The organism is Streptomyces sp. RGM 3693 (genome assembly GCF_050471125.1).
Classification (GTDB): Bacteria; Actinomycetota; Actinomycetes; order Streptomycetales; family Streptomycetaceae; genus Streptomyces.
Genome location: NZ_JBMPPQ010000001.1, coordinates 1,066,453 through 1,092,498, shown reverse-complemented (window position 1 = coordinate 1,092,498; position 26,046 = coordinate 1,066,453). Strand labels below are relative to the sequence as shown.

Here is a 26,046-nt window from a genome sequence, read left to right as displayed (position 1 = left end):
GGCGGGCGGTCACCCGCCCAGTGCCCGCACCCCCGCGGTGACGGCCACCGCGACCGCGACGATCAGCAGGAACGGGGCCCGCAGCAACCGCGCGATGGCCGCGGCGGCGACGCCGGCGGCCTTGGCGTCGAGCATCAGGTGCTGGCCGTCGCTGAAGGTGTGCTGCGCGGTCAGCGCGGCCAGCAGCGCCACCGGGAGAAGCGCGGCCAGCCGCTTGACCAGCGGGCGTTCCAGGACGCCGGCGGGCGCCGACAGGCCGAGGAACTTGACCAGGTAGCAGCCGACGGCGGTGGCGCCGATCGCGATCCAGAGGGTCATACCCGGTCCTCCCCGGTGGTGCCGTGGTCCTTACCGGCCCGCTCCTGTGGGGCCGGTGTCGCGGATGCTGCCTCCTGTGGGGCGGGCGACCGCCGCCACCTCCCTTGGACGGCGAGGACGACCGGTGCGGCGAGCGCCGCCAGCAGCACCGGTACGCCGGCGGGCAGCACCGGCAGCGTCACCAGGAGCAGCAGGACCGCGAGGCCGGCCGTACAGCGCTCCGTGGTGGACCGCAGCATCGGCGCCAGCAGCGCCACGAAGACCGCGGGGCCGGCCGCGTCCAGGCCCCAGGCGTCGGTGTTGCCGAGCGCCCGGGCCCCCAGGGCACCGCCGAGGGTGGTGAGGTTCCACAGGACGTACAGCGACAGTCCGGTGACGGTGAAGCCCAGTCGGGCGCTGCGCCGGTCGGGTTGGGCCAGGGTGACGGCTGCGGTCTCGTCGATGACCCAATGGGCGGCCAGCGGCCGGACCGCGCCCCGGTAGCCGAGGACGGCGGAGAGCCGCAGCCCGTAGAAGGCGTTGCGGACGCCCAGGAAGAAGGCGCCGGCCACGGCGGTCAACGGGTTGCCACCCGCGGCGAGCGCGCCCACCAGGGCGAACTGCGAGGCCCCGGTGAAAACCAGGAGGCTCAGCGCGCACGTCTGCCAGAGGCTGAGCCCGGCGCCGGCGGAGGTCACGCCGAAGGCGAAGCCGGAGAGCCCGACGGCAACGCCGACGCCCAACGCGTCCCTGATGACGGCGGAGTCGGGCCGCGCCGGTACGGGCGGCGGCCCGTCGTGCGCCCCGAGCTCCCCCGGGGCGCGGCCCCGGGCGGTGGGTATCTCCGTCCCCGCGGCGCGGTCCGGCACTGTCCGTACTGCCTGATCTACTTGATCTACCTGTTCTGCTGCTGCCTCTTCTGTCACGCCCAGGACCCTAGGAGGACGCCTCCTGAACGGTCTTGTACGTTCTTGCGCCCGGTCGGCCGGGGTTCTGGAGCGCCGGCTACCGTTTCCCGCTGCCGCGGACCGACGTCCCTGCGCGCCCGGCGTCCACACCCGCCCCGCCGTCCGCCGCCGCGCGCTCCCGGCGGTACGCGCCCGGCGGCACCCCGACGATCCGGGTGAAGTGCCGGTTCAGATGCGGCTGGTCGGTGAAACCGACCGCCACCGCCGTCTCCGCCGGCGGGGTGCCGGCCTCCAGGAGCCGGCGGGCGCGCCGCACCCGGGCGTCGGTGAGCCAGGTGTGCGGCGGCATGCCGTACGCGGCCCGGAAGGCCCGCAGCAGCGCGAACGGGCTGGTTTCCCACTCCCGGGCGAGTTCCTCCAGGGTGGGCGGGTCGGCCATCCGCTCCTCCAGGACGGCGCGGGCCAGGGCGGCGGTGCGGGTGCCCGCCGAACGGGGCGTGCGGGACGGCAGCGGGCCTCCGTGGCCGCGCAGCAGCCGGGCCAGCGCGATCCGCAGCAGACTGTCGGCGGCGAGCGCGTTGCCGGCCTCCGCGGCCCGGTGGATACCGGCGATCAGGCGGCCGATATCGGGCTCGTCGGCGACGGTCCGGACGAAGCCCGCGGTGCCGCGCAACCCGGTGGTCTCGCCGGCCACCTGGGCGACGAGTTCCGCCGACGGGTAGAGCGTGGCGTAGGTCCAGCCCTCGGGGGCGCCGGCCCGCGCGGTGTGCGGCACCTCCGGATTGATCATCACGATGCCGCCGCGGCCGGCCTGGACCACGCCGTCCCGCAGGCCGATCGCCTCGACCCCGGAGGTGACCACGCAGATCACGTAGCCGTCGTGGGCGTGGCGGGGGAAGGAGTGCCGGACGTAGCGGGCGCGCAGCAGGTCGAGTCCGGGCAACCCGGGATGGCTCCAGTGGCGCGCCCACTCGCCGCGGTCCTGTGGCACGGCCTGCGCACCATCCGCGCTGATCATGACCATGCCCTTCATTGTGCGTCCGGCCGGCGGGCGGGAGGCGGGGCGTCCGCACCGTGGACGGCCGCGGTCCGGCCGGGGCGGGCGCGGCCCGCGGTCAGCTCAGGACCGGCCCTCGGTCAACTCGGGACCGGCTCAGGACCGGCTCGGCATCGGCTCAGGACCGGATTGTCAGTGGTCCGGTGCACGATGGGGGACATGACCCAGGCAGCGCTCGCATCGTTCTCGCCCGCGACCCGCGGATGGTTCGCCGGGGCGTTTCGCGCGCCCACCGCCGCGCAGGACGGCGCCTGGCGAGCCATCGCCGAAGGGTCCGACGTCCTGGTGGTGGCCCCGACGGGCTCCGGCAAGACGCTGGCCGCGTTCCTGGCGTCGCTGGACGCGCTGGCGAGCGCCCCGCCGCCCGCGGAGCCGAAGAAGCGCTGCCGGGTGCTGTACGTCTCGCCCCTGAAGGCCCTCGCCGTCGACGTGGAGCGGAATCTGCGCAGTCCGCTGACGGGGATCCGTCAGGAGTCGGTCCGCCTCGGACTGCCGGAGCCGGACATCCGGGTCGGCATCCGCTCCGGGGACACCCCGGCCGCCGAGCGCCGCTCGCTGGCCACCCGCCCGCCGGACATCCTCATCACCACGCCGGAGTCGCTGTTCCTGATGTTGACGTCCTCGGCCCGGGAGGCCCTGGCCGGCGTCGAAACGGTCATCCTCGACGAGGTGCACGCGGTCGCCGGCACCAAGCGCGGCGCCCATCTGGCGCTGTCCCTGGAGCGGCTGGACGAGCTGTTGGACCGCCCGGCGCGCCGGATCGGGCTGTCCGCGACGGTCCGCCCGGTGGAGGAAGTGGCCCGCTATCTGTCACCGCGGCGCCGGGTGGAGATCGTCCAGCCGCCGTCCGGCAAGCGCTTCGACCTCTCGGTGGTCGTCCCGGTGGAAGACATGGGCGAACTCGGCAGCGCCCCCGTCCAGGAGGGCGAGACGGGCGAGAAGCCCTCCATCTGGCCGCAGGTCGAGGAGCGGATCGCCGATCTCGTCCAGGCCCACCGCTCCACGATCGTCTTCGCCAATTCCCGCCGCCTCGCGGAGCGGCTGTGCAACCGCCTCAACGAGATCGCCTACGAGCGCACCGTGGGCGCTGTGCCCGATGCGGGCGACTCCGCCACGACGCTGCCCGAGCACCACTCCCCCGCCGAGCTGATGGGCCAGTCAGGTGCCGCCCAGGGCGCACCACCACTGCTGGCCCGCGCCCACCACGGTTCGGTCTCCAAGGAGCAGCGCGCCCAGGTGGAGGAGGACCTCAAGGCCGGACGGCTGCCGGCGGTGGTCGCCACGTCCAGTCTGGAGTTGGGCATCGACATGGGCGCGGTCGATCTGGTCGTCCAGGTGGAGTCACCGCCGTCGGTGGCCTCCGGGCTCCAGCGGGTGGGCCGGGCCGGCCACCAGGTCGGCGCGGTGTCCAAGGGCATCGTCTTCCCCAAGTACCGCGGCGATCTGGTGCAGGCCGCGGTGGTCACCGAGCGGATGCGCTCCGGCGCCATCGAGGCGCTGCGGGTGCCCGCCAATCCGCTGGACGTGCTGGCCCAGCAGGTGGTCGCGATGACCGCGATGGACACCTGGGACGTCGAGGAGCTGCTGACCGTGGTCCGCCGGGCGGCTCCGTTCGCCGCGCTCCCGGAGTCCGCGTTCACCGCCGTACTGGACATGCTCGCCGGCCGCTATCCGTCCGACGCCTTCGCCGAGTTGCGCCCGCGCCTGGTCTGGGACCGCGTCGCACAGACCGTCACCGGCCGCCCCGGCGCCCAGCGGCTGGCCGTGACGTCCGGCGGCACGATCCCGGACCGCGGCCTGTTCGGCGTCTTCCTGGCCGGCGAGAGCTCCGGCAAGGGCGGGGGCAGGCGGGTGGGCGAGCTGGACGAGGAGATGGTCTACGAGTCCCGCGTCGGCGACGTCTTCACGCTCGGCACGACGTCCTGGCGCATCGAGGACATCACCCGCGACCGGGTGCTGGTCACCCCCGCTCCCGGGGTGCCCGGCCGGCTGCCGTTCTGGAAGGGCGACCAGCTCGGCCGCCCGCTCGAACTAGGCCGTGCGCTGGGCGCGTTCCTCCGTGAGATCGGCTCGCTCTCCCCGGAGGACGCCGGCGCCCGGCTGTCCGCCGCCGGGCTCGACACCTGGGCGGTCGCCAACGTCCTGGACTATCTCGCCGAACAGCGCCGGTCCTGCGGCCACGTCCCGGACGACCGCACCATCGTCGTCGAGCGTTTCCGGGACGAGCTGGGCGACTGGCGGGTCGTCATCCACTCCCCCTTCGGGGCACAGGTGCACGCCCCTTGGGCGCTGGCCCTGGGCGCCCGGCTCGCCGAGCGCTACGGCCTGGACGCCCAGGTGATGCACGCCGACGACGGCATCGTGCTGCGCCTGCCGGACGCCGACCTGATGGGCCTGGACTTCCTCGACGGCGACGGCAGCGGCAGCGGCAGCGGCTTCGCTGCCGCGGACCGTGCGGAGTACGACCCCGAACAGTCCCCGGTCGGCGCCGCCGACGTGCTCTTCGACCAGGGCGAGGTCGACCAGCTCGTCACCGACCAGGTCGGCGGTTCCGCGCTGTTCGCCTCCCGCTTCCGGGAGTGCGCGGCGCGCGCCCTGCTGCTGCCCCGCCGCAGCCCCGGCAAGCGCACCCCACTGTGGCAGCAGCGCCAGCGCGCCGCCCAACTCCTCCAGGTGGCGAGCGAGTTCGGGTCGTTCCCGATCGTCCTGGAGGCGGTCCGCGAATGCCTCCAGGACGTCTTCGACGTCCCCGGTCTGACGGAGCTGATGGCCGACGTCGAGGCCCGCCGGGTCCGCCTGGTGGAGGTCACCACGCCCGAGCCGTCCCCGTTCGCCCGCTCGCTGCTCTTCGGCTACGTCGCCCAGTTCCTCTACGAGGGCGACTCTCCGCTCGCCGAGCGCCGCGCCGCCGCGCTGTCCCTGGACTCCCGGCTGCTGGCCGAGCTGCTGGGTCAGGCCGAGCTGCGCGAACTGCTGGACGCGGAGGTGCTGGCGGAGCTGGAGCGCGAGCTCCAGTGGCGCACCGACGACCGTCGCGTCAAGGACGTCGAGGGTGTCGCCGACCTGCTGCGGCTGCTGGGGCCGCTGACCGACGCCGAGTTGGCCGAGCGCGGCGCCGAGCCGACCTGGCCCGCGGAGCTGGCCGCGACCCGCCGCGCCATCCGGGTGCGGATCGCCGGCGCCGAGCACTGGGCCGCCGTCGAGGACGCCGGCCGGCTCCGGGACGCCCTGGGCACCGCGCTCCCGGTGGGCGTCCCCGAGTCGTTCACCGAACCGGTCAAGGACCCGCTGGGCGATCTGCTCTCCCGTTATGCCCGCACCCACGGCCCGTTCACCTCCGAGCAGGCGGCCACCCGCTTCGGCCTCGGCACCGCCGTCACCGACGGCGCCCTACAGCGCCTGGCCGCCGCCGGCCGCATCGTCCAGGGGGAGTTCCACCCGGAGGGGATCGGCCAGGAGTGGTGCGACGCCCAGGTGTTGCGCCGGCTGCGCCGCCGCTCGCTGGCCGCGCTGCGCGAGGAGTTGGAGCCGGTGCCGCCCGCCGCGCTGGCCGCCTTCCTCCCCCAGTGGCAGCATGTCGGGCTCCCGCGCCCGGCCCCTGCCTCCGGCGCGCCCGCCCCGCCGGCCGCCACGGCCGCCTCTGCGTACGCGCTGCGCGGCATCGACGGCCTGGTCCGCGCCGTGGAGCAGCTCCAGGGCGCGCCGGTGCCGGCCTCCGCCCTGGAGAAGCTGATCCTGCCGTCCCGGGTCAGCGGCTACACCCCGGCCCTGTTGGACGAGCTCACCGCCACCGGTGAGGTGCTGTGGGCCGGCGCGGGCGCCCTGCCCGGCAAGGACGGCTGGCTCTCCCTCCATCTCGCCGACACCGCGCCCCTGCTGCTCCAGCCCCCGCTGCCCCTGGAGTTGTCCGCACTGCACGACTCCGTGCTGTCCGCCCTCGCCCCCGGTTACGGCCTGTTCTTCCGTCAGATCGCCGACCAGGTCCGCGCCACCACGCATCCGGACGCCACCGATCCGCAGCTCGCCGACGCCCTATGGGACCTGGCCTGGTCCGGGCGGCTCACCAACGACACCCTCGCCCCACTGCGCGCCCTGCTCGGCTCGGGCCGCACGGCGGGCTCCACGGCCCACCGCGCCCGCCGCACCGTCCCCCGGGGCAGGTACGGCACGCTGACCGCGGCCGCGCGCCCCACCGCCTCCCGCTCCGGCCCGCCGACCGTCGGCGGCCGCTGGTCCCTGCTGCCCGCGCCCGCACCGGACCCGACCCACCGCGCCCACGCCCTGGCCCGTACGCTCCTCGACCGGCACGGCATCGTCACCCGCGGCGCGGTCGCCGCCGAGGGCGTCACCGGCGGTTTCTCCGCCGCGTACCGCGTCCTGTCCGCCTTCGAGGAGTCCGGGCAGGCGCGCCGCGGCTACGTCGTCGAGGGGCTGGGCGCCGCCCAGTTCGCGATGGACGGCGCGGTGGACCGCCTGCGGGCGATCAGCACCCAGCGGGAGCGCGGCACCGACGCCCCGTTCCCGGACGGCGGCCCGGCGCAGCCCCGCCGCGGCGGACTTCCCCCGGACTCCGTCCCGGGGTACCCCCGCCGCGCCCTGGTCCTCGCCGCCGCCGACCCGGCCAATGCGTACGGCGCCGCGCTGCCCTGGCCCGAGCCGCCCCAGGGGGCCACCCACAAACCGGGCCGCAAGGCGGGCTCCCTGGTCGTCCTGGTCGACGGTGAGCTGGCGCTCTATCTGGAGCGCGGCGGCAAGACCCTGCTGATATGGCCGCTGGGCTCCGATCCGGCCGAGGCCGCCGCCGACCCCCGCCTGCGGACCGCCGTCGAAACCCTCACCGACGCGGCCCGCGCCGGCGCCGTCGGCACCCTCACCACCGAGCGCATCAACGGCACCGCCGCCCTCACCTCCCCCTACGCGCCCGTCCTGGAGGCCGCCGGCTTCCACCCGACGCCGCGGGGGCTGCGGCTGCGCGGCTGACCCCGACGGCGGCGCGACCGGGACCGTACGCGGGCCGCCCGGTCCGCCGCCCGGCGGTGCATGATGGCCCCATGCCCGAAGGCGACACCGTCTGGCGGCTGGCGCACCGTCTCCACCAGGCACTGGCCGGCAGCCCGCTGACCCGCTGCGACCTGCGCGTCCCCCGCCTCGCGACGGTCGACCTGACCGGCCGCGAGGTGTTGGCGGTGGTACCCCGCGGCAAGCACCTGCTGACCCGCTTCGAGGGCGACCTCACCCTCCACTCCACTCTGCGGATGGACGGCGCCTGGAAGATCTACGCCCCGGCCGAGCGGTGGCGCGGCGGCCCCGCGCACCAGATCCGGGCGGTCCTCGGCACCGCCGCCCACACCGCCGTCGGCTACCGCCTCCCCGTCCTGGAACTCCTCCGCACCGCCGACGAATCCCAGGTCACCGGCCACCTCGGCCCCGATCTGCTGGGCCCGGACTGGGACCCGGCCAAGGCCCTGCGCCGACTGCTCGCCGCCCCCGACCGCCCGCTGGGTGAGGCCCTGCTGGACCAGCGCAACCTCGCCGGCATCGGCAATGTCTACAAGTCCGAGCTGTGCTTCCTCCTCGGCGCCTCCCCCTGGCTCCCGGTCGGCCGCCTCACCACCCCCGAACGCGCCCCGGCCCTCGCCAAGAAGCTCCTGGAGGCCAACAAGCTCCGCCCGGCCCGGGTCACCACTCCGTGGGGGTACCGCCCACGCCCGTCCGAGGGCCGTGGAGCAACCCGCGCCGACCGCCGACTGTGGGTCTACGGCCGCGCCGGCCTCCCCTGCCTGCGCTGCGGCACCCCCGTCCGCACCGCCGACCAGGACCTCACCACCGGGGAACGCGTCACCTACTGGTGCCCCACCTGCCAGCCACCCCCACCCGCACATTGACGCCCCATCAGACCCGTCGGACCCACCAGACACATCGGGCCCATCAGACCCATCAGATCTGCCTGCCTGTCAGCCCCACGGGCCCGTCAACCTCGCCAGACACCCCATCCGGCCCCGTCCCACCCCACCCCTCACCGACCCCGGACGCCCCACCCGTCACCGCCGGTCATCCCCGCCCCCCGAGCAACGCCGCCACCACGCTCCGACGAACCGCCCCACTCCGGTACGCCGCCACACCTCGATGAGCCGCGCCTCCACGGCCGCCGCCGCGCCCTCGCGCCCGGCCCGCCCCCGCGCCCCCGCACGCCGTCCGCTCCACGGAACGCAGTGCACCGGCAGCAGACTGAGCCCCCAGCCGGCGGTCGCCACCGCCCCTTCCACCGGCCCCGCCGAGCCCGGCCACAGGGCCAGCCGGCACACCGCCCACCACCACAGCCCGCCGACGAGCGCCGCGGATATCCACCGTCCCGGTAGGGACCTCGCGCGCCTCGCCATGCCTGCCTCCTCGGGCCGACGCTAGACCGGGCCCGCCGCCCGGCGGCAGGGGCGCACCGACGCACGCCCGGCGCGTGCGGTGCGCTCCGGAATCCCCCGGCTGCGCCCCCGGTCGGCAGCCGGTCACCGGGCCGTCGTCAGCCGGCCGCGGTCACCGGGACTCGGCCTGGAACATCCAGTGGTGCTTCTCCAGGTCGGCGGTGAGGCCGATGAGAATGTCCTGGCTGACCGGATCGGGCTCGTCGGTGGCGGCGATCCGCTCCCGCATCCGCCCGATGATCACGCCGAGCCCGTCCACCATCGTCCGAACGACGTCGCCGTCCTTGACCCAACCGTCCGGCGCCTCGTGGATACCGCTGGTCTTGGCGACCGTCGCGGACCGACCGTCCGGCGTGACCCCGATCGCCGCGGCCCGCTCGGCCACCGTGTCGGCGTGCTGTCGTGCGGTGGCGACGACCTCGTCGAGTTGGAGGTGGACGGAGCGGAAGCGCGGACCGACGACGTTCCAGTGCACCTGCTTGGCGACCAGGGAGAGATCCACCAGGTCCACCAGGGCGCCTTGGAGGGCGTCGCCGACGACGGTGCGGGCTGCTTCGGACAGCGTGCTTGTGACCACAGACATCCAGATACCCCTTTTCGGGCGCACTGAGGATATTCGGGCGAATATTCCGATTAGCCCCATGCTACGGGCCGAGGCTCCGCTCCGAGCAGCCCAGCCGGTCCGCCCGGGGACCCGCCGGGACGGGGCGCGGGCAGCAAGAAGCCCCGGCGGGCTGCTGCCCGCCGGGGCTCCGGCCATGCCTGGTCTGTGGTGTCAGGCCGCGACGACATCCACGACGTCGGCCGGGGACTTGATGGTCACGCGCTCCTCCGGCACACCGGCCAGGGACGTGACGGACACCGAATTGAGCTTCGGCCGGACCGGTGCCGGCACCGTGTCCGTCGCGGCCGCGGACGCGGCCAGCTCGGCGAGTGCCAGCTCGTCACTGACCTCTCGCATCAGCTCGGACATGCGCACATCCAGCGCGTCACAGATCGCCGAAAGCAGCTCGGAGGACGCCTCCTTCTGACCCCTCTCGACCTCGGACAAGTAGCCGAGCGACACCCGGGCGGAGGACGAGACCTCGCGCAGGGTGCGGCCTTGGCGCTGACGCTGTCGGCGCAGCACGTCACCCAGCAGGCGACGAAGCAGAATCATCGCTGGCTCCCTCCTCGGACCTCGGATCCGGATCCTTCTCGCCCCACCGTACCGCCTCGGGCCGCAGGCGTGCCGGGAGCGAGTACGTGTTCACTCAGGGCTGCAAACATCCATTCCCCCCGTGTTGTTCCGTATCCTGTGCCCGCGCATTTTCCGTGAGTTCGCAGAGCAGCAGCGCGAGCACGGCTTGGACACTGTCCCGACGGATCCGGTCACGATCCCCCGTCAGCCCCAGCCGCCGCACCACGTCCTCGCCGTCCGGGCCCTGGACGGCGACGTAGACGGTGCCCACCGGTTGCCCGTCCTGGGGCTCGGGCCCGGCGACGCCCGTGGTCGCGATGCCCCAGTCGGCACCGAGGACCCGGCGCACCCCGCCGGCCATCTGTCGGGCGACCTCGCCGTCCACCGCCCCGCGGGCGGCCAGCAGCGCGCCGTCCACCCCCAGCAGCTCCCGCTTGACGTCGGTGGCGTACGCCGTGACCGCCCCGCGCACCACCCGTGAGGCGCCGGGGACGGCGGTCAGCTCGCCCGCGACCAGCCCGCCGGTGAGCGACTCGGCCACCGCCAGGCTCTGCCGCCGCCCGGCGAGCACCTCCAGTGCCCCGGCCGCCGCAGAACCCGGCGCGCTCACCGGACGTCGTCCTTCGCGGGACTCTCGGCGAGCTCGGCGCGTTCCCAGGCCAGTCCGGCCCGGCGCAGCACCACGGCCTGCCGCACGTAGTCGAGCCCGGTCGCCACGGTCAGCACCACCGCCACCGCCATCACCCACCAGCGGAAGGTGGCCAGCGGCCCGGTCAGCACCAGCACGTACATGCCCACGGCGGTGCCCTGTGCCAGTGTCTTGATCTTGCCGCCGCGGCTGGCCGGAATCACTCCGTGCTTGATCACCCAGAACCGCATCAGCGTGATGCCCAACTCCCGGAAGAGGATCAGACCCGTCACCCACCAGGGCAGATCCCCCAGCACCGACAGACAGATCAGCGCGGCGCCCATGATCGCCTTGTCCGCGATCGGGTCGGCGATCTTGCCGAAGTCGGTGACCAGGTTGTACGTGCGCGCCAGATGCCCGTCGAAGACATCGGTGATCATGGCGACGGCGAAGGCCGCCCAGGCGAACGACCGCCAGGCCGGGCTCGTCCCACCGTCGTGCATCAGCAGCAGCACGAACGCCGGGACCAGCAGCAGCCGCAGCATCGTCAGGACGTTGGCGATGTTCCACAGCCCGGCCTGCCGGACGGCCGGCGTCGTGCGCGGCCTCCCGGCGGCGGAAGCCGAGGCTCCGCTCATCTGCCCGCCTCCTCGGTACATCCCGTACCGTCCACCGACAGCACCTCCGCCACGAGGTCCACGCCCTCGCTCGCGACCACCTTTGCTTCGACCATACGACCGGGCCGCAGGTCCTGGCCGGTCGTGAGCAGCGTGACCCCGTCGGTCTCCGGCGCCTGGTGCGCGGCCCGACCGACGATCCCGTCGTCCTCGTCGTCGATCCGGTCCACCATCACCCGGACCGTCTCCCCGACCCGCTCGGCCGCCCGCTGCGCGGTCAGCTCCTCGGCCAGCCGGGACACCCGCGCCAGTCGCTCGGCGACCACCTCGGGGTCGAGCTTGTTCTCGTAGCCGGCGGCCTCGGTGCCGTCCTCGTCGGAGTAGCCGAAGACGCCGATGGCATCCAGCCGGGCCTCGCTGAGGAACCGCTCCAGCTCCGCCAGGTCGCTCTCCGACTCGCCGGGGAAACCGACGATGAAGTTGGAGCGGGCCCCGGCCTCCGGAGCCTTGGTCCGAATGGTCTCCAGGAGCTCCAGGAAGCGGTCGGTGTCACCGAACCGCCGCATCGCGCGCAGCACGCCCGGCGCCGAGTGCTGGAACGACAGGTCGAAGTAGGGCGCCACCTTGTCGGTGCCGGTCAGGACGTCGATCAGGCCGGGCCGCATCTCGGCGGGCTGGAGGTAGCTGACCCGGATCCGTTCGATGCCGTCGACCGCGGCCAGCTCCGGCAGCAGCGTCTCCAGCAGCCGGATGTCGCCGAGGTCCTTGCCGTAGGAGGTGTTGTTCTCGGAGACGAGCATGACCTCCTTGACGCCCTGCTCGGCCAGCCAGCGGGTCTCGCCGAGCACGTCCGAGGGGCGGCGCGAGATGAACGAGCCGCGGAAGGACGGGATCGCACAGAACGAGCAGCGCCGGTCGCACCCCGAAGCCAGCTTCACCGAGGCCACCGGGTCGTTGCCCAGCCGGCGGCGGAGCGGTGCTCGCGGCCCGGAGGCCGGCGCGACACCCTCGGGCAGGTCCTGCGGCGGGGCCGCCGGCTCCTCGGCACCGGACTGGGCGTGGCCGGGCAGCGCGACCCCGGCTGCGTCCTGGCGCTCGGCCGGGCTGATCGGCAGCAGCTTGCGGCGGTCGCGCGGGGTGTGCGCGGCGTGGATGCCGCCGCTGAGGATGGTCTGTAGCCGGTCGGAGATGTCGGAGTAGTCGTCGAACCCGAGCACCCCGTCCGCCTCGGGCAGCGCTTCGGCGAGCTCCTTGCCGTAGCGCTCGGCCATGCAGCCGACGGCCACCACGGCCTGGGTCCGGCCGTGATCCTTCAGATCGTTGGCCTCCAGCAGGGCGTCGACGGAGTCCTTCTTGGCGGCCTCGACGAAGCCACAGGTGTTGACGACGGCCACGTCCGCGTCGACGGCGTCCTCGACGAGCTCCCAGCCGTCCGCTGCCAAGCGGCCTGCGAGTTCCTCCGAGTCCACCTCGTTACGGGCGCAGCCAAGGGTGACAAGGGCGACGGTACGGCGTTCGGGCATGGGGCTCAGCCTACTTCGTCCCGGACGCCCCCATGGCGCGCAGGTCTCCGCCGCCCGTCCCGGGACCCCGGGGGCGGGCGGCGGGAAGCGCCCGGGCGGCGGCCCTCAGCCCGCCTGCGGGTCCCCCGGCGTGTAGCTCAGCCGCTCGACCGAGCCCTCGTCGCCGACCTTCTTGACCTCCTTGCCGTTGACGTACAGCTGTACGGCCCCGGCGTTCCCGACGACGAGATCGATCCGCTTCTTGTCGGTGAACGTCTTCGACTCCCCCTGCTTGAGCAGCCCGTCCTGCAGGAGTTTGCCGTTGGCGTCCTTGGCGGAGATCCAGCTCTGCCCGTCCTTGGCAGTCACCTTGATCGTGACCTTGTCCTTGGGCAGTCCGGCGATGGCGCTGTCGGACGGGGCCGGGCGGGGCGGCTGGGGGGCCTGGGGGTGGATGGTGCTGGGGGCCGGGCCCGGCTTGTCGGCCTTGGCGGTGTCGGAGGCGATCGGGCCGCCCTGGTGCTTGCTGCCGCTGCTGAAGAACGTGAAGCCGGCGAAGCCGATGACGGCGACGATCGCCGCGACCATCGCGGCGGTCCAGTTGGGGCGGCGCGGTTCCGACCGGATCCGCTCCGCCTCGAAGAGCGGGGCGGCGACGGTCGGAGTGGGCCGGCCGCCGTGGTCGGCGTCGTAGCGTTCGATCAGGGATTGGGGGTCGAGGGAGACGGCACGGGCGAGCGCTCTGATGTGTCCGCGCGCGTAGACGTCGCCGCCGCAGCGCGAGAAGTCGTCCTGTTCGATCGCGTGCACGAGGGGGATCCGCACCCGCGTCGCCGTACTGACCTCTTCGACGGTCAGTCCCGCACCGATGCGGGCCTGCTGGAGGGCTCGGCCGACCGATGGCCGGTCCGGACCGGCGGAAGGCCGGTCCTCTTCGGGGGAGTTGGGGGAGTTGCCGATGGACACGGGGGCGCCTTTCGAGCGTGTAGCCACCTGCTGGAAGTTCAGTCTAGGGGTGTTACGAAAGGGTCGGGCAAGCGGGAGAGCCGGGTTTGTACGCCATCAGAACGCCCCGTGGCGCTGCCTCGGGGCCGGAGGCCGGAGCAGCCTCCCCCGCCTCCCTCAACTTGACGTACCGCCAAGGGAAACGGTTGCCTCCGCGCGCGGACGAGCGGGTCCGCACGTGCGTGCTACTGGGTAGCCTCCCCCCGGATGACCGCCAGCACTCCGTCCAATTCATCCGGCTTCACCAACACGTCACGCGCCTTGGAGCCCTCGCTCGGCCCGACGACGTTCCGCGACTCCATCAGGTCCATCAGCCGCCCGGCCTTGGCGAACCCCACCCGCAGCTTGCGCTGGAGCATCGACGTCGACCCGAACTGGGTGGACACCACCAGCTCCGCCGCCTGGCACAGCAGGTCGAGGTCGTCGCCGATGTCCTCGTCGATCTCCTTCTTCTTGGCGGTGCCGACGGTGACGTCGTCCCGGAAGACGGGCGCCATCTGGTCCTTGCAGTGCTGGACGACGACGGCCACCTCCTCCTCGGTGACGAACGCGCCCTGCATCCGGACCGGCTTGTTGGCCCCCATCGGCAGGAAGAGCCCGTCGCCCTTGCCGATCAGCTTCTCGGCGCCCGGCTGATCGAGGATGACCCGGCTGTCGGCCAGCGAGGAGGTGGCGAACGCCAGCCGGGACGGCACGTTGGCCTTGATCAGACCGGTGACGACGTCGACCGACGGCCGCTGGGTCGCCAGCACCAGGTGGATGCCGGCCGCGCGGGCCAGCTGCGTGATGCGGACGATGGCGTCCTCGACGTCCCGCGGCGCGACCATCATCAGGTCCGCCAGCTCGTCCACGATCACCAGCAGGTACGGGTAGGGCGTCAGCTCGCGCTCGCTGCCCTCGGGCGTCTTGAGCTTGCCGGAGCGGATGGCCGCGTTGAAGTCGTCGATGTGCCGGTAGCCGAAGGCCGCGAGGTCGTCGTAGCGCAGATCCATCTCGCGCACCACCCACTGGAGCGCCTCGGCGGCCCGCTTGGGGTTGGTGATGATCGGCGTGATCAGGTGCGGGATGCCCTCGTAGGCCGTCAGTTCCACCCGCTTGGGGTCGACGAGCACCATGCGGACGTCCTCGGGGCTGGCCCGCATCATGATCGAGGTGATCAAGCAGTTGATGCAGGACGACTTGCCGGAGCCGGTCGCGCCGGCGACCAGTACGTGCGGCATCTTCGCGATGTTCGCCATCACGTAGCCGCCCTCGACGTCCTTGCCGAGCGCGACCAGCATCGGATGGTCGTCCCCGGCGGCGTCCGCCAGGCGCAGTACGTCGCCGACGTTGACCATCTCGCGGTCGGTGTTCGGGATCTCGATGCCGACCGCGGACTTGCCGGGGATCGGCGAGATGATCCGCACGTCCGGGGAGGCCACCGCGTACGCGATGTTCTTGGCCAGTGCCGTGATCTTCTCGACCTTCACCGCGGGGCCGAGCTCGACCTCGTACCGGGTGACCGTCGGGCCGCGGGTGAAGCCGGTGACGGCGGCGTCGACCTTGAACTCGGTGAAGACGTTGGTCAGCGACTCCACTATGGCGTCGTTGGCGGCGCTGCGGGACTTGCCGGGACCACCGCGGGTGAGCAGGTCGAGCGACGGCAGCGCGTAGGTGATGTCGCCGGCGAGCTGGAGCTGCTCGGCGCGCGGCGGCAGGTCGCCGGTCGGCTCCGGTGCCGCCTTGGTGAGGTCCGGCACCGCGCCCTTGGTGAGGTCCGGCACCGACGAGGAGCGCTCGGCCTTGGGCGCCGGGACGGCCGCGGGCGGCTCCGCGCCCCGGGCCGGCGGCACCGCGCCGCTCTCCTCGGCGATGTCCGCGGTGCGCTCCCGCCGCTCCCCGGAGATGCCGCCGCTGAGCTCGGCGACCAGCGGCGAGGGTTGCACGCCGTGCAGCACCGCGCCGTCCAGCGCAGCGGCGGCCGCGGCGGCGACGTCCACCGCGTCCATCGGCCGGTCGGCGGGCTGGGCCGCGGCCCGGCGCGGCCGCCGCCGCTTGGCGAGCGCGGCCTCCTCCAACGCCTCCGGTTCGGCCTCCGTGGGAGAGGTCCGGTACGACCGGCGGGCCGGCTGTTCACGCCACTCCTCGGCGTACTCCACCTCGTCGTCGTACGCCGCCTCGTCCGTGGTCTCCAGCAAGCCGAGCCGCGCGCCGAGCGCCCGGAGCCGCTGCGGGATGGCGTTCACCGGCGTCGCGGTCACCACCAGCAGGCCGAAGACGGTCAGCAGCACCAGCAGCGCCACCGCCAGGGTCTGCCCGACGGTGAAGATCAGGGGCTTGGACACCGCCCAGCCGACATAGCCGCCGGCGTCCTGTATGGCGGCGAGCCCGTCGCCCCGCCCCGGGGACCCACAGGCCATCGCCACCTGTCCGAGCACGCCGATCACCAGCGCCGAGAGCCCGATGATGATCCGGCCGTTGGCTTCCGGCCGCTCCGGGTGGCGGATGAGTCGGACCGCGATGCCACCGAGCAGTATCGGGACGACCAGGTCGAGCCGCCCGAACGCACCGGTCACCAGCAGCTCGACGAGGTTGCCGACCGGGCCGGAGAGGTTGGACCAGGTGCCGGCCGCGACGACCAGTGCCAGGCCGAGCAGCAGCAGCCCCAGCCCGTCCTTGCGGTGCGCCGGATCGAGGTTCTTGGCGCCGCGGCCGAAGCCGCGGAACACCGCCCCGATGGCGTGCGCGGCACCCAGCCAGCAGGCCCGCGCGAGACGGTAGACGCCGCCGGTCGGCGACGGCGCCGGCTTCGGCGCGACCTTCTTGGCGGGCGCCCTCTTCGCCGGGGCCTTCTTGGCGACCGCGGCCTTCTTGGCCGGCGGCCGCTTCGCTGGCGCCTTCTTGGCGGCGGTCTTCTTCGCGGCGCCTCCGGACTGTCCGGCGCGCGGCTTCGAGGGGCCCGCCGTGCGCTGGGTTCCCTTGCCGGACGTACGTGAGGCCATGCCGACGAGATTACAGGCGCCGGCGTGCGCGGCACGAGCGCGTGGCGCTTCACCCATTCGTGTCGCGCGCCCGGCTCATGAAAGGCCGTCAGCCGGCCGCGGACGTTCCGTCAGCCGGCGGGTGCCCCGGCCCCGGGCTCCAAGGCGTCCAGCGCCCGCCGCAGGCCGGTGAGTTTGCGCTCCAGGTGCGCGGCGGTGGCCACCGCCGCGGCGTCCGCGGACTCGTCGAGCTGTTTGGAGAGTGCCTCGGCCTGCTCCTCGACGGCGGCCAGCCGCGCGGAGAGTTCGGCGAGCAGCCCGGGGGACTCCTTGGCCTCACCGACGTTCTGTCGGCCGCCGTCCAGTTGCAGCCTCAGCAGCGAGGCCTGCTCACGCAGTTGGCAGTTCTTCATGTACAGGTCGACGAAGACCGAGACCTTGGCGCGTAGCACCCACGGGTCGAACGGCTTGGAGATGTAGTCGACCGCGCCGGCCGCGTAACCGCGGAAGGTGTGGTGCGGGCCGTGGTTGATCGCGGTGAGGAAGATGATCGGGATGTCCCGGGTGCGCTCCCGCCGCTTGATGTGCGCGGCGGTTTCGAAACCGTCCATCCCCGGCATCTGCACATCGAGCAGAATGACCGCGAAGTCGTCGGTGAGCAGTGCTTTGAGCGCTTCCTCCCCGGACGATGCCCGCACCAGTGTCTGATCGAGCGCGGAGAGGATTGCCTCCAGCGCCAGCAGATTCTCCGGCCGGTCATCGACCAGGAGGATCTTGGCCTTCTGCACCATGGCCCGTCCTCCTCGCCCCGGCATGGAACCGGACGCCGCCCCAGGGGACGACTCCGTCATGCCGCCCGTCCTTGTGCCGGTCATCGTAGCTGCACCCCGCCCGTCGCCACACCCTGTCACCGCGATGTCACTGTGCACGTAGCAGAAACGCAGCGAGAGACGAGAAAGTTCCCCGAATCCCGCGGTTCCACACGTCCACGGCCACACTGAGTCAGCACGCGATGATCCTTCCGGATCCCATATTGGACGCCCACTGGACGGCCCGTCACCTCTGGCGCATCCAGTGCTCCATGACCGACAGCAGATGATCGGTGTCCACCGGCTTGGTCACGTAGTCCGACGCCCCGGAGTCGATGCTCTTTTCCCGGTCGCCCTTCATGGCCTTCGCCGTCAGCGCGATGATCGGCAGGCCGGCGAACTGCGGCATCCGCCGGATCGCCGAGGTGGTCGCGTAACCGTCCATCTCCGGCATCATGATGTCCATCAGGACCAGCACGATGTCGTCGTGCTGCTCCAGCACCTCGATGCCCTCCCGGCCGTTCTCGGCGTACAGCACCGACAGCCCGTGCTGCTCCAGCACGCTGGTGAGGGCGAAGACGTTGCGGATGTCGTCGTCGACGATCAGCACCTTCTCGCCGTGGAACCCACCCTCGAAGCCCGGGTCGACCAGATCCTGTCCGTTGCCGAGCCAGGACTCCTCCGGCTGTTGGGCGACCGGCTGCGCCGCCGCGGAGAGTTGCTGCGACCCGAGCGTCGGGTGGCCCGGCAGTGCGAACCGCTGCGCCCCGCCGGAAACCGCCCGCCGGCGGCGCCGGTTGAGACTGCCGACGGTCCCCGTCTCGCGCGGCGGCTCCACGCTCTCCTGGAGCCCGTCCTCGGTCTCGCGCGCCTCCGCGTCCATCGCCAGCCCGCCGGCTACCAGCTGCGGATAGCCCTGCGGCGGCAGCCCGCCCGGGTTGTGCGGCAGGTACAGGGTGAACGTCGAACCGCGGTTGGGCTCGCTCTGGGCGTGGATCTCCCCACCCAGCAGACGGGCGATCTCCCGGCTGATGGACAGGCCCAGGCCGGTGCCGCCGTACTTGCGGCTGGTGGTGCCGTCCGCCTGCTTGAACGCCTCGAAGATGACCCGCATCTTGCTCGACGCGATGCCGATCCCGGTGTCGGTCACCGAGAACGCGATCATGTCGGCGTCCGGGTCGCGCAACGAACCGTGCTCCAGCAACTGTTCGCGGATGGCCACCGGGACGTCCTCCCCGGCCGGCCGGATCACCAACTCGACGGCGCCGCTGTCGGTGAACTTCACCGCGTTGGAGAGCAGGTTGCGCAGCACCTGCAGGAGCCGCTGCTCGTCGGTGTGCAGGGTCGCGGGCAACTCCGGAGAGACCCGTACCGAGAAGTCGAGTCCCTTCTCGGCGGTCAGCGGCCGGAACGTGGCCTCGACGTAGTCGACGAGCTGGACCAGCGCGATCCGGGTCGGACTGACGTCCATCTTGCCGGCCTCCACCTTGGACAGGTCGAGGATGTCGTTGATCAACTGGAGCAGGTCCGAGCCGGCGCCGTGGATGGTCTCGGAGAACTCCACCTGCTTCGGGGAGAGGTTCCCCTCGGCGTTGTCGGCGAGCAGCTTGGCGAGGATCAGCAGCGAGTTCAGCGGCGTCCGCAGCTCGTGCGACATGTTCGCCAGGAATTCCGACTTGTAGCGCATCGAGACCGCGAGCTGCTCGGCGCGCTCCTCCAGGACCTGCCGCGCCTCCTCGATCTCGGTGTTCTTCACCTCGATGTCGCGGTTCTGCGCCCGCAGCTGTTCGGCCTTCTCCTCCAGCTCGGAGTTGGACAGCTCCAGCGCCTTCTGCCGGCTCTCCAACTCCGCGGAGCGCTCCCGGAGTTGTTCGGTCAGCTCCTGCGACTGCCCCAGCAGCACCTCGGTCTTGGTGTTCACCGAGATGGTGTTGACGCTGGTCGCGATCATCTCGGCGATCTGGCTGAGGAAGTCCTTCTGGATCTGGGTGAACGGCTGGAAGGACGCCAGCTCGATCACGCCGAGCACCTTGTCCTCGAAGAGCACCGGCAGCACGATGACGTTGGCCGGCGGCGCCTCCCCCAGCCCCGAGGCGATCTTGAGGTATCCGGAGGGCACGTTCTCCACCAGGATCGTGCGGCCCTCCTCCGCCGCCGTCCCGATCAGCGTCTCCCCCGGCCGGAACGTCGTGGGCATCCCGCCCATGGAGTAGCCGTACGAGCCCATCAGCCGCAGTTCGTATCCGCTGCTGCCTTCGGCGCCGAGCTCCTGCACGTCGGGCCGCGCGGCGAGGAAGAACGCCCCGTGCTGCGCGGAGACCGCGGGCGAGAGCTCGCTCATGATGAGCGTGGCGACGTCCTTGAGGTCGCGGCGGCCCTGCATCAGACCGGAGATCCGGGCGAGGTTGCCCTTCAGCCAGTCCTGCTCCTCGTTGGCGAGGGTGGTCTCCCGGAGCGTGGAGATCATGGTGTTGATGTTGTCCTGGAGCTCCAGGATCTCGCCAGCCGCGTCCACGTCGATCCGGACGTTGTGGTCGCCGAGGGTCACCGCCGCGGCGACCGCGGCGATGGCACGCACCTGCCGGGTGAGATTCCCGGCCATCTCGTTCACCGACTCCGTCAGGTCCTTCCAGGTGCCGGCCACGCCGCGCACCTGCGCCTGACCGCCCAGCTGGCCCTCCGTACCCACCTCGCGGGCCACCCTGGTGACCTGCTCGGCGAACGAGGACAGCTGGTCGACCATCGTGTTGATGGTGGTCTTCAGCGCCAGGATCTCGCCCCGCGCGTCGATGTCGATCTTCTTGGTCAGATCGCCCTTGGCGATGGCGGTGGTGACCATGGCGATGTTGCGGACCTGACCGGTCAGGTTGTTGGCCATGGAGTTCACCGACTCGGTGAGGTCCTTCCACGTACCGGCGACGCCGGGGACGCGGGCCTGGCCGCCCAGGATGCCGTCGGTGCCCACCTCACGGGCCACCCGGGTCACCTCGTCGGCGAACGACGAGAGGGTGGTCACCATGGTGTTGACGGTGTCGGCCAGCTGCGCGACCTCGCCGCGCGCCTCGACCGTCACCTTCTTCGTCAGATCGCCGTTGGCGACCGCCGCCGAGACCTGCGAGATGTTCCGCACCTGGATGGTCAGGTTGTTGGCCATCAGGTTGACGTTGTCGCTGAGGTCCTTCCAGATACCGGTGACGCCCGGAACCCTTGCCTGGCCGCCGAGTTGACCTTCGGTACCGACCTCGCGGGCCACCCGCGTCACCTGCTCCGCGAACAGCGACAGCTGGTCGACCATGGTGTTCACGGTCGTGACGAGTTCGAGGATCTCGCCCTTGGCGTCGACCGTGATCTTCTTCGACAGGTCGCCGCGGGCCACCGCGGTGGTCACCTCGCCGATGTTGCGCACCTGCGAGGTCAGGTTGTTCGCCATGAAGTTGACGGACTGGGTGAGGTCCTTCCACGTACCGCTGACGCCCTGGACCTCGGCCTGGCCGCCCAGGATGCCCTCGGTGCCGACCTCACGGGCGACCCGGGTGACCTCCTCGGCGAACGAGGAGAGCTGGTCCACCATGGTGTTGAGGGTGTTCTTCAGCTCCAGGATCTCGCCGCGGGCGTCCACGTCGATCTTCTGCGACAGGTCACCGCGCGCCACCGCGGTCGCGACCTGCGCGATGTTGCGGACCTGGGCGGTGAGGTTGCCGGCCATGCCGTTCACCGAGTCGGTCAGGTCACGCCAGACGCCGGCGACGCCCGGCACCTGCGCCTGCCCCCCGAGCCGGCCTTCCGTACCGACCTCCCGGGCGACCCGGGTCACCTGCTCGGCGAAGGCGGAGAGCTGGTCGACCATCGTGTTGATGGTGCTCTTGAGCTCCAGGATCTCGCCGCGCGCATCGACGTCGATCTTCTGCGACAGGTCGCCGCGCGCCACCGCCGTCGTCACCTGGGCGATCTGCCGCACCTGCGAGGTGAGGTTCCCCGCCATGAAGTTGACGGAGTCGGTCAGTTCCTTCCAGGTGCCGCTGACGCCGTCCACCCGCGCCTGACCGCCCAGTCGGCCCTCCGTGCCCACGTCCCTGGCCATGCGGGTGACCTGGTCCGCGAACGACGACAGCTGGTCCACCATGGTGTTCACGGTGTTCTTCAGCTGGAGCATCTCGCCGGAGACGTCGACGGTGACCTTCTGCGACAGGTCGCCGTTGGCCACCGCCGTGGTCACCTGCGCGATGTTGCGCACCTGTCCGGTGAGGTTGCGGAAGGCGGTGTTGACGGAGTCGGTGAGGTCCTTCCAGGTGCCCGCGGCGCCCGGTACGGCGGCCTGGCCACCCAGTTCGCCCTCGACGCCGATCTCCCGGGCCACCCGCGTCACTTCGGCGCCGAACGCCGAGAGCTGGTCCACCATCGTGTTGACGGTGTTCTTCAACTCCAGCATCTCGCCGGCCACATCGACGGTGACCTTCTGCGACAGGTCGCCGTTGGCCACCGCCGTCGTCACCTGCGCGATGTCCCGGACCTGCCCGGTGAGGTTGCGGAAGGCGTTGTTCACCGAGTCGGTGAGGTCCTTCCACGTACCGGCGGCACCCGGCACCTGTGCCTGGCCACCGAGCTGGCCCTCGGCCCCGACCTCGTTCGCGACCCGCGTCACCTCGTCGGCGAAGGTGCGCAGCGTCTCGGTCATGGTGTTGATGGTCTCGGCCAGCTGCGCCACCTCGCCGCGGGCGCTGACCGTGACCTTCTGCGAGAGGTCGCCGCTGGCGACCGCGGTGGTGACCTGGGCGATCCCCCGCACCTGCGCGGTGAGGTTGCCCGCCATGAGATTGACCGAATCGGTCAGGTCCTTCCACACCCCGGCCACACCGGGCACCTGGGCCTGACCGCCCAGCTCGCCCTCCGTACCGACCTCACGGGCGACCCGGGTCACCTCGGAGGCGAACGAGGACAGCTGGTCCACCATCGTGTTGACGGTGTTCTTCAGCTCCAACATCTCGCCGGCGACGTGGACGGTCACCTTCCGCGAGAGGTCACCCTTGGCGACGGCCGTGGTGACGAGCGCGATGTCCCGCACCTGCGCGGTCAGCCGGGACGCCATCGTGTTGACGGAATCCGTGAGGTCCTTCCACGAACCCGACATGCCGCGCACCCGCGCCTGGCCGCCGAGCTTGCCCTCCGTACCGACCTCGCTGGCCACCCTGGTGACCTCGTCGGTGAAGGCGGAGAGCTGGTCCACCAGACCGTTGACGGTCCGCCCGACCTTCAGGAATTCACCGCGCAGGGGATGCTCCGAAGAGCTGTCCGAACTCCGCGACCGCAGATCCATCCGCTGTTCCAGGTCGCCCTCGGAGACCGCGGACAGTACCCGTCCGACCTCGGAAACCGGCCGTACCAGATCGTCCACCAGGGCGTTGGACGCCTCGATGGCCGCGGCCCAGGAGCCCTCGGCGGCGCCGGCCTCCAACCGCTCCGTGAGTTTTCCCTCACGTCCCACGACCCGGCGCACCCGGGCCAGCTCACCGGTCAGGTGAAGATTCCGGTCGGCGACCTCGTTGAAGACCGCCGCGATCTCCGACATGACGCCTTCGCCGGAAACCGTCAATCGCTTCCGGAAGTTCCCATCCCGCATGGCGACGAGCGCGGCGAGCAGCCGATTCAGTGCAGCTGTATCGACCTCAGTCGTCCCATTACTCCGGGATCGTCCGCCTTTTGCGCGCGTGCTTACGCCCCGCGCCGCTACGCCAGACTCCACCGTGCCCCTCCCGCAGGGTCGACCGTTCTCTCCGGGCTCGCTCTTCATGCTTGCCCAGTGTTTCACCATGCCTCAACCAGGCCATAACAGTTCGGCAGCATCGCACACCGTCCCGATGCACGATTGGGGCGAAAGACACGTGACCGGCATCCCCGGGCCCGGCGAAGGTAAGTAACCTGGCATACGGCTGTCCACCCGCCCCAGTTTTTCCCCGGGCGGTGGTGCGAGCACGACAGGTATTCGGAGGGGCACCGCGACCATGGGGGAGCAGATCACCGACACACGCATGAGGAGACCAGTGATCACCGCGCGGGCCGCCGCCACCTTCGAGCCGGTCGGGCGCTCTGTCGCCACTGCCCGTGCCTTCGTCCGTGACACCCTCCAGGGATGGGGCTACGCCGACATCGTCGACGACGCCGTGGTCCTCACCAGCGAACTGGTCACCAATGCCGTGGTGCACGCCGGCACCGCCGCCGACGTGCTCTGCCTGCGCAGCGACGGCGGCGTCCGCATCTCCGTCGCCGACCGCTACCCCGAACGTGAGATTCCACTCCAGAGCACCGGCCAGGCCATGGTCCACCCCGACCGCGAGGGCGGCCGCGGTCTGCTGCTCTGCGGCGCCCTGGCCGCCCGCTGGGGCGTGGAGTACACCACCGCCCAGAAACACGTCTGGTTCCACCTCGACCTCCCCGAACGCCCGGCCGGCACCCGCTCCGCCGGCCCCGCCCTCCCCGTCGATGCCCTCCCGGTCACCGACGCCCGGGTCCGGGTCGCGGTGATCCAGATCGAGCGCGGCGGCTGCGTCACGTTCTGGAACGAGGACGCCCAGGACCTCTTCGGCTACGACCCCGAACAGGTCATCGGCAAACCCCTCACCGACTTCGCCGCCTGGCCGCACACCCCCGGCACCGGCACCGGCATCGCCGAGGCCCTCCAGCTCTCCCGCTGGGAGGGCTCCTACGGCATAAGGGGCGCCGACGGCCGGGTCGTCCCCGTCTACGCCTCCCACCTGCGGGTCCGCGACGCCGACGGCGAGGCGTCCACCGTCTGCCTCCTGGTCCGCGACCACGAGCGCGCCATCCTCCAGAGCCCCCAGCGTCCCCCCGCCGCCGACGCCGCCACCTCGTCCGAGGGCCGCCCCGTCGACCCCTTCGAGGTCTTCATCGGCTCCCCCGCCCCCGACGACCTCGACGGCCTGCTCCAGCGCACCGTCGAACGCGCCCGCGACATGCTCGACGGCGACGCCGCCTACCTCCTCCTGGCCACCGACGACGAGACCGAGTTGGAGGTCCGCGCCTCGACGGGCCTGCCCTCGGCCCGCCAACGGTTCGCCCGCGTCCCCGTCGAGGCCGGCTCAGGACGCTACGGCTCCGCCCGGATGCCCGCCGTCCACGAGGACCTCACCGCGGTCCCCGGAGCCGTCCCGCTCCTCGCCGGCACCGGCATGCGCTCGGTCGTCACCGTCCCGCTCAAGGTCGAGGGCCGCCTCACCGGCTCACTGGGCGTCGCCGCCGAGGGCCCGGCCCGCTACACCAACGAAGAGGCCCTGCGCCTCCAGTTCGCCGCCGACCGCATCGCCCTCGCCGTCGAACGCGCCCGCCTCACCGAGTTGGAGAAGCTCCGCCGCGGCTCCCTCTCGTTCCTCGTCGAGGCGTCCGACCTCCTGGCCGGCACCCTCGACCGCGACCAGACACTCGCCCTCATGGCGCAGATGACGGTCCCCACCCTCGCCACCTGGTGCGCCGTCTACACGGTCGCCGACCAGAGCTCGGAACCAGAACTCTCCTACGTCCTCCATGAGGACGAAGACCGCATCGACGGCCTCAAGACCCTGCTGATGAAGGTCGATCCACCCGAGCCCGTCCCCACCCCCGGCGCCCGCGTCTGGACCGCCCCCGCCGACGCCGCCCACGACGCGGCGCTGCGCACCTCCCTGCGCAGCCTCGGCTTGGAGGAATCCGCCCGCCCCTCCACGGGGCCCGGCGCCACCCTGGCCACCGCGTCCGCGGTCGGCGGCGAGACCGTCGTACTCCCCCTCGTCGCCCGCAACCGCGTCATCGGCATGCTCACCCTCGGCAAGCCCACCGAGGAACACTTCCGCCAGGAGATCCTCGAACTCGCCGAGGACCTCTCCCGCCGCGCCGCCCTGGCCCTGGACAACGCCCGCCTCTACAGCGAGCGCACCGCCATCAGCCAGTCGCTCCAGCGCAGCCTGCTGCCCCCGGAGCTCCCCGACATCCCCGGCGTCGAGGTCGAGGTCATCTACCGCGCGGCCGGCGAGGGCAACGAGGTCGGCGGCGACTTCTACGACCTCTTCCCCATCCGCGACGGCGCGTACGGCTTCGCCATCGGCGACGTCTGCGGCACCGGCCCGGAAGCCGCCGCCGTCACCGGACTGGCCCGCCACGCCCTCCGCCTCCTCGCCCGCGAGGGCTTCGGCGGCCCTGCCGTCCTGGAACGACTCAACGCCGCCATCCTCGACGAGGGCGCCCGCAGCCGCTTCCTGACGCTCCTTTACGGCGAACTGTGGCCGCAGCCCGACGGCAGTGCCCTGCTGAAGGTGGTCTGCGCCGGCCATCCGCTACCGCTACGCCTCCGCCAGGACGGCACGGTCGCCCCAGCCGCCGAGCCGCAGCCCCTGCTCGGCGTCATGGACGACCTCGAACTCTACGAACAGACCGTCACCCTCGACCCCGGCGACGTCCTGCTGTGCGTCACCGACGGCGTCACCGAACGCCGCGAGGGCACCCGCATGCTCGGCGACGACGGCCTCACCGACGTCCTGACGACGTGTACGGGCCTCACCGCCGGCGCCGTCGCCGCCCGCGTCCTGCGCGCCGTGGAACGCTTCGCCGCCGAACCAGCCTCCGACGACATGGCCATCCTCGCCCTGCGCGTCCCCGAAGTCCCCGCCGCCTAGCCCC

Annotated in this window: 15 protein-coding genes and 1 pseudogene; 3 read left to right on the top strand and 13 right to left on the bottom strand. The window is 72.2% G+C overall.

All coding sequences use genetic code 11. The features are described 5' to 3' along the window. Positions 1–9: 9 nt before the first annotated feature. The 3 genes from ACO0M4_RS04615 to ACO0M4_RS04605 form a co-directional block, all read right to left on the bottom strand. A complete protein-coding gene (locus tag ACO0M4_RS04615) occupies positions 10–318 on the bottom strand; it encodes an AzlD domain-containing protein (RefSeq protein WP_430368312.1) in 309 nt (102 codons plus the stop codon). Next, positions 315–1,139, bottom strand: a complete 825-nt coding sequence (locus ACO0M4_RS04610; protein ID WP_430371240.1) for an AzlC family ABC transporter permease — start codon at positions 1,137–1,139, stop codon at positions 315–317. The genes ACO0M4_RS04615 and ACO0M4_RS04610 overlap by 4 nt, the downstream gene beginning before the upstream one ends. A gap of 163 nt (positions 1,140–1,302) precedes the next feature. Beyond that, entirely contained in the window at positions 1,303–2,229 is a 927-nt protein-coding gene (locus ACO0M4_RS04605) for an AraC family transcriptional regulator (protein WP_430368311.1), read from the bottom strand. A gap of 192 nt (positions 2,230–2,421) precedes the next feature. On the opposite strand from ACO0M4_RS04605, the pseudogene ACO0M4_RS04600 reads away from it, so the two are divergent. Together ACO0M4_RS04600 and ACO0M4_RS04595 are read left to right on the top strand one after the other, a co-directional pair. After that, a pseudogene (locus ACO0M4_RS04600) lies at positions 2,422–6,766 on the top strand (Lhr family helicase); the annotation flags it as partial. 547 nt (positions 6,767–7,313) lie between these two features. Next, on the top strand, positions 7,314–8,147 hold the full coding sequence (locus ACO0M4_RS04595; protein WP_430368310.1) for an Fpg/Nei family DNA glycosylase: 834 nt from the start codon (positions 7,314–7,316) through the stop codon (positions 8,145–8,147). 156 nt (positions 8,148–8,303) lie between these two features. Here the strand turns inward: ACO0M4_RS04595 and ACO0M4_RS04590 are convergent, their stop codons facing one another. From ACO0M4_RS04590 to ACO0M4_RS04545, 10 genes are all read right to left on the bottom strand, one after another. After that, positions 8,304–8,642 carry a hypothetical protein gene (locus tag ACO0M4_RS04590; RefSeq protein ID WP_430368309.1) on the bottom strand — a complete coding sequence of 113 codons (339 nt, stop codon included), beginning with the start codon at positions 8,640–8,642 and terminating at the stop codon, positions 8,304–8,306. A gap of 151 nt (positions 8,643–8,793) precedes the next feature. After that, positions 8,794–9,264, bottom strand: a complete 471-nt coding sequence (locus ACO0M4_RS04585) for a Dps family protein (protein ID WP_430368308.1) — start codon at positions 9,262–9,264, stop codon at positions 8,794–8,796. 192 nt (positions 9,265–9,456) lie between these two features. Further along, positions 9,457–9,840, bottom strand: coding sequence for a helix-turn-helix domain-containing protein (locus ACO0M4_RS04580; protein ID WP_016571084.1), 384 nt, complete (start codon positions 9,838–9,840; stop codon positions 9,457–9,459). A 94-nt stretch (positions 9,841–9,934) separates the two neighbouring features. Beyond that, positions 9,935–10,471, bottom strand: a complete 537-nt coding sequence (locus tag ACO0M4_RS04575; RefSeq protein WP_430368307.1) for a CinA family protein — start codon at positions 10,469–10,471, stop codon at positions 9,935–9,937. After that, positions 10,468–11,127, bottom strand: coding sequence for a CDP-diacylglycerol--glycerol-3-phosphate 3-phosphatidyltransferase (gene pgsA, locus ACO0M4_RS04570; RefSeq protein WP_430368306.1), 660 nt, complete (start codon positions 11,125–11,127; stop codon positions 10,468–10,470). Before pgsA ends, ACO0M4_RS04575 begins: the two co-directional genes overlap by 4 nt. Beyond that, complete coding sequence (gene rimO / locus ACO0M4_RS04565) at positions 11,124–12,629, bottom strand: 30S ribosomal protein S12 methylthiotransferase RimO (RefSeq protein WP_430368305.1); 1,506 nt, start codon at positions 12,627–12,629, stop codon at positions 11,124–11,126. The genes pgsA and rimO overlap by 4 nt, the downstream gene beginning before the upstream one ends. 105 nt (positions 12,630–12,734) lie before the next feature. Further along, entirely contained in the window at positions 12,735–13,574 is an 840-nt protein-coding gene (locus ACO0M4_RS04560) for a helix-turn-helix domain-containing protein (protein ID WP_430368304.1), read from the bottom strand. A gap of 224 nt (positions 13,575–13,798) precedes the next feature. After that, on the bottom strand, positions 13,799–16,594 hold the full coding sequence (locus ACO0M4_RS04555; RefSeq protein ID WP_430368303.1) for a DNA translocase FtsK: 2,796 nt from the start codon (positions 16,592–16,594) through the stop codon (positions 13,799–13,801). A 110-nt stretch (positions 16,595–16,704) separates the two neighbouring features. After that, on the bottom strand, positions 16,705–17,364 hold the full coding sequence (locus ACO0M4_RS04550; protein ID WP_430368302.1) for a response regulator: 660 nt from the start codon (positions 17,362–17,364) through the stop codon (positions 16,705–16,707). Between the two features lie 265 nt (positions 17,365–17,629). After that, entirely contained in the window at positions 17,630–23,122 is a 5,493-nt protein-coding gene (locus tag ACO0M4_RS04545; protein ID WP_430368301.1) for a HAMP domain-containing protein, read from the bottom strand. Between the two features lie 298 nt (positions 23,123–23,420). On the opposite strand from ACO0M4_RS04545, the gene ACO0M4_RS04540 reads away from it, so the two are divergent. Beyond that, entirely contained in the window at positions 23,421–26,042 is a 2,622-nt protein-coding gene (locus ACO0M4_RS04540; RefSeq protein ID WP_430371239.1) for a SpoIIE family protein phosphatase, read from the top strand. The last annotated feature ends 4 nt before the right edge of the window (positions 26,043–26,046 follow it).